Annotated in this window: 5 protein-coding genes; 3 read left to right on the top strand and 2 right to left on the bottom strand. The window is 73.6% G+C overall.

The genetic code is table 11. The features are described 5' to 3' along the window. Together AB0C29_RS37040 and AB0C29_RS37035 are read right to left on the bottom strand one after the other, a co-directional pair. On the bottom strand, window positions 1-292 hold a 292-nt coding region (locus AB0C29_RS37040), incomplete at its 3' end, for an aminopeptidase P family N-terminal domain-containing protein (protein ID WP_360830570.1). Between the two features lie 42 nt (window positions 293-334). Beyond that, complete coding sequence (locus AB0C29_RS37035) at window positions 335-1,786, bottom strand: chemotaxis protein CheA (protein ID WP_360830567.1); 1,452 nt, start codon at window positions 1,784-1,786, stop codon at window positions 335-337. Here AB0C29_RS37035 and AB0C29_RS37030 point away from each other — a divergent pair. From AB0C29_RS37030 to AB0C29_RS37020, 3 genes are all read left to right on the top strand, one after another. Next, a complete protein-coding gene (locus AB0C29_RS37030; RefSeq protein WP_360830564.1) occupies window positions 1,767-1,922 on the top strand; it encodes a hypothetical protein in 156 nt (51 codons plus the stop codon). The two genes, AB0C29_RS37035 and AB0C29_RS37030, sit on opposite strands and share 20 nt — an antisense overlap. A 29-nt stretch (window positions 1,923-1,951) precedes the next feature. Next, complete coding sequence (locus AB0C29_RS37025) at window positions 1,952-3,025, top strand: DUF3616 domain-containing protein (protein ID WP_360830561.1); 1,074 nt, start codon at window positions 1,952-1,954, stop codon at window positions 3,023-3,025. Next, window positions 3,022-4,022 (top strand): FAD-dependent monooxygenase (locus AB0C29_RS37020; RefSeq protein WP_360830558.1); only part of this gene is annotated, 1,001 nt, incomplete at its 3' end. The genes AB0C29_RS37025 and AB0C29_RS37020, both read left to right, overlap by 4 nt.

Genomic DNA, 4,022 nt, shown 5'->3' with positions numbered 1-4,022 from the left:
CGGTGGTGTCCGGCAGCGTGCCGGCCAGCAACCCCGCGGCGTCACCGCCGTCGGGGTGATCGGCCAGCCGGAGCCGCAGGTCACCGAGCGCTGCCTCGGCGGCGGCCCGTTCCAGCCGCGGAACGATCAGGGTGGCCTCGCCGGCGGCCGGCAGCACCAGGCAGGTGAGCCGTTCCAGCGGCATCGCCTCGTAACCGGTCAGATGGCGCAGGTCGGGGCCGGGCGTCACCAGCAGGGCCGTCCAGCCCTGCCGGGTCACTTCCTGCCGGGCCCGGTCCAGCCGGCGGCGCAGTTCCTCAGCTGTCCACAGCACCCGCCCACGGTAGCCGCGCGGTCAGGCCGCCGGGCGGGCGCGGAGCAGGTGTTCACGTTCGGAGTGGTCGGCCACCAGCGGTCCGACGTCCAGGATGAGGGCGATCTCGCCGCTGCCCAGGATGGTCGACCCGCTGATGCACTTGAGCCGGCTGAACAGCACACCCAGCGGCTTGATCACGGTCTGCAGCTCGCCCAGCAGGGCGTCCACCACCAGACCGGTACGCTGCCCGGACTGCTCGACGATCACGACGTTCTGCCGCCGGGCCGGCTCGCCCGGGATGTCGAACAGCTCGCGCAGCCGGATGAACGGCAGCACCTCGCCGCGCAGGTTCATGCAGTCCCGCCCGAGCGGGCCGGGCGGTAGCTCCACGCATTCGGTCACCCGGTCCAGGGGCACGATGAACGACGAGGAGCCGACGCCGACCAGGAAGCCGTCGATGATGGCCAGGGTGAGCGGCAGCCGGATCCGGATGGTGGTGCCGGCCCCGCGGGTGGTGTCCACCTCGATGCTGCCGCGCAGGGCGGTGACGTTGCGGCGGACCACGTCCATGCCCACGCCGCGGCCGGAGAGGTTGGAGACCGTCTCCGCGGTGGAGAAGCCCGGCTCGAAGATCAGGTCGTAGACCTCCTGGTCGCTCAGCACCGCGCCGGCGGCGACCACCTCGCGCTCGACCGCCTTGGCCAGGATCCGTTCCCGGTCGAGGCCGCGACCGTCGTCGCTGACCTCGATCACGATGCTGCCGGCGTCGTGGTACGCGTTGAGCCGCAGCGTCCCCTGGGCCGTCTTGCCGTGCCGCTGCCGCTCGGCCGGGGTCTCGATGCCGTGGTCCAGCGAGTTGCGTACCAGGTGCAGCAGTGGGTCACTGATCCGCTCGACCAGGGCCTTGTCCATCTCGGCGTCGCCACCGGTGATCACCAGCGACACCTCCTTGTGCAGCTCCACGCAGACGTCGCGGACCACCCGTTCGAAGCGGCGCAGCGTGGTCCCGATCGGCACCATGCGCAGGGCGAGGGCACTGTGGCGCACCTCGTCGACCAGGCGCATCACCTCGCCCTGGGCCTCGCCGCCGGCGCCCGCGCGCAACCCGGTGCTGGACTGGGCGATGACCAGCTCGCCGACCAGGTCGATGAGCCGGTCGAGGCGGGCCGCGTCGATCCGGATGGTGGTGGTGTCCTGCGAGCGGGTCTCGGTGGTCTTGCGCTGGCGGTTGAGCGCCGCGTCCACGATCGGGCCCGGGACGATGCCGTGCTCGACCAGGATCTCGCCGATCGGCACCGGCTGGGTCCCGCTGCGCACCGCCTGCTCCTGCTGGATCCGCAGCGCCTCGGCCATCTCCAGCTCGGTCACCACGCCGCTGCCGATGAGCACGTCGCCGACCCGGTCGCTCTCCGGCATGGCCCGGATCGCCCACACGTACGCGTCGAGCTGGTGGTCGGCCGGCACGATCCGGATGTCGCTGTCCTCGCGCACGAACTCGAAGACGGCCTCGATCTCCTCCTTCGGGGCGCTGCTGACCAGCTCCGTCCTGATCGCCCAGCTGCGCCGCAAGCTCGGGCCGCCGCCGGTGCTGCACACCGTGCGTGGTGTCGGCCATCTGCTGCGCTGAGCGCGACCGCGGGTGCCACGATGGTCGCCATGACACTGGTACACACGGTCCGTCTGCGCTTCGGCGACCTCTCGCGGGCCGCCGCCACCCACACGAACCTGTCCGCGGTGCGGGTCGACGGCCGGGTGCTCTGGATCGCGGGTGACGAGACGGCGACGGTCGAGCGCCTGGTGGCCGACGATCCGGCCCAGCCGGCGGAGTACGCCGACGAGCGGACCTTCCGGCTGGCCGACTTCATCGATCTGCCCGGCCCGGACGCCGACGAGGAGGCCGACATCGAGGGCCTGGCCCGCACCGGGCACTTCCTGTGGGCGGTCGGGTCGCACAGCCTGCGCCGCAAGCAGATCAAGGTCCGGCACGACGGCGACAAGGCGCTGCGGCGGCTGGCCCGGGTCGAGGGCCAGGAGAACCGTCAGGTGCTGCTGCGGCTGCCGATCGCCGAGGTCGACGGCCTGCCCACCCCGGTACGCGAGATCGTCGTGGACGGCGAGCACCACCGGGCCGCGCAGCTCGACAAGCGGGACGGGCTGCGGACGCTGCTGCGCCACGACGCCCACCTGGCGCCCTTCCTGGCCATCCCCGGCAAGGACAACGGGCTGGACATCGAGGGCATCGCGGTCAGCGGCGACCGGGTCTACCTCGGCCTGCGCGGTCCGGTGCTGCGCGGCTGGGCGTTCGTGCTGGAGCTGCGGCCGTACGTGGACCCCGCCGAGCCCGGCCGGCTGCGGCTGCGCCCGTTCGACGACGGGCTGGAGTACCGCAAGCACGTCCTGGACCTGGACGGGCTGGGCGTACGTGACCTGTGCCCGGACGGCGACGACCTGCTGGTGCTGGCCGGCCCGACGATGAGCCTGGACGGCCCGGTGCGGATCTACCGCTGGCACGGCGCCTACCGGGTGGCGATGCCGGCGGTGGTGCGCGGCGAGGTGCTGACCCGGGAGCTGGAGATCACGTACGGCGAGGGCGACGACCACGCCGAGGGCATGGGCCTGATCGGGCGTCCGGGCGACAAGCTCGCCATGATCGTCTTCGACAGCCCGGCCGCGGTCCGGCTGACCGACGACGGAGCGGTGATCGCCGACGTGGTCCGGCTGCCCCGGTGACACGGGAGGCGGCGGTGGTGGTGGCCGGGCTCGGACCGGTCGGTGGGGTGCTCGCCGCGCTGCTCGGGGCGCAGGGTGTCCGGACCGTGGTGGTCGAGCCGAACGTCCGGCCGTACCCGAAGCCCCGGGCCGCCGTGCTGGAGATCGAGTCCGTCCGGTTGCTGTCGCTGATCCCCGGGCTGGCCCCGCCCGATGCCTGGTCGGTGCCGCTGATCCGCAACGGTGCCGTCGGCGCCGACCGGCGGCCGCTGTTCCTGATGACGCAGCGGGCCCAGGCGTTCGGGCACCCGCAGGTCGTGCGCATCGACCAGCCCGCCCTGGAGACCGCCCTGCGCGCCGCCATCGCCGAACTGCCCTCGGTCGAGGTGCTCGCCGGACGGTCCGTCCAGGAGGTCGAGCAGTCCGCCGATCACGTCGTCGCGGTCCTGGACGACGGGCGACGGATCACCGCGCAGTGGCTCGTGGGCTGTGACGGCACGTCCGGCACCGTGCGCACCCGGGCCGGCATCGCCTTCCCCGGCGACACGTTCGCGCAGCCCTGGCTGGTCGTGGACGCGACGAGCACCGCCACGGCCGAGACCGGGGTGGACGGGACCAGCGACGGGAACCCGACGGTGGCGTTCGTGCTGGACCCCGCGCGCCCGGCGGTGGCCATGTCGAGCCCCGGCCGCTGGCGCTGGGAGTGGATGCTGCTGCCCGGCGAGCAGCCCGAGGCCATGGTCCGGCCGGAGACGGTCCGCGAGCTGGTCGCGCCCTGGACCGACCCGGACCGGCTGGAGGTCGAGCGGGCGGCCGTGTTCACCTTCCACGCCCGAATGGCGCAGCGGTGGCGGGCCGGGCGGGTGCTGCTGGCCGGGGACGCGGCACACGCGATGCCGCCGTTCGCCGGCGCGGGGCTGGGCATGGGGATCAGGGACGCCGGCGCGCTGGCCTGGCGGCTGGGCGAGGGGGGCGATCTGGACGCGTACGAGCAGGAGCGCCGCCCGGACGTCGCCGC

This window comes from Actinoplanes sp. NPDC048791 (assembly GCF_040650095.1).
In the GTDB taxonomy this organism is placed as follows: domain Bacteria; phylum Actinomycetota; class Actinomycetes; order Mycobacteriales; family Micromonosporaceae; genus Actinoplanes.
Note: the sequence above shows the minus strand (reverse complement) of the source record. Positions and strands in the feature narration are given on the sequence as shown.

Coding starts and splice junctions, on each gene's coding strand:
- AB0C29_RS37025 (WP_360830561.1), top strand. CDS start 1,952: ATGACACTGGTACACACGGTCCGTCTGCGCTTCGGCGACCTCTCGCGG.
- AB0C29_RS37030 (WP_360830564.1), top strand. CDS start 1,767: ATGTCGCTGTCCTCGCGCACGAACTCGAAGACGGCCTCGATCTCCTCC.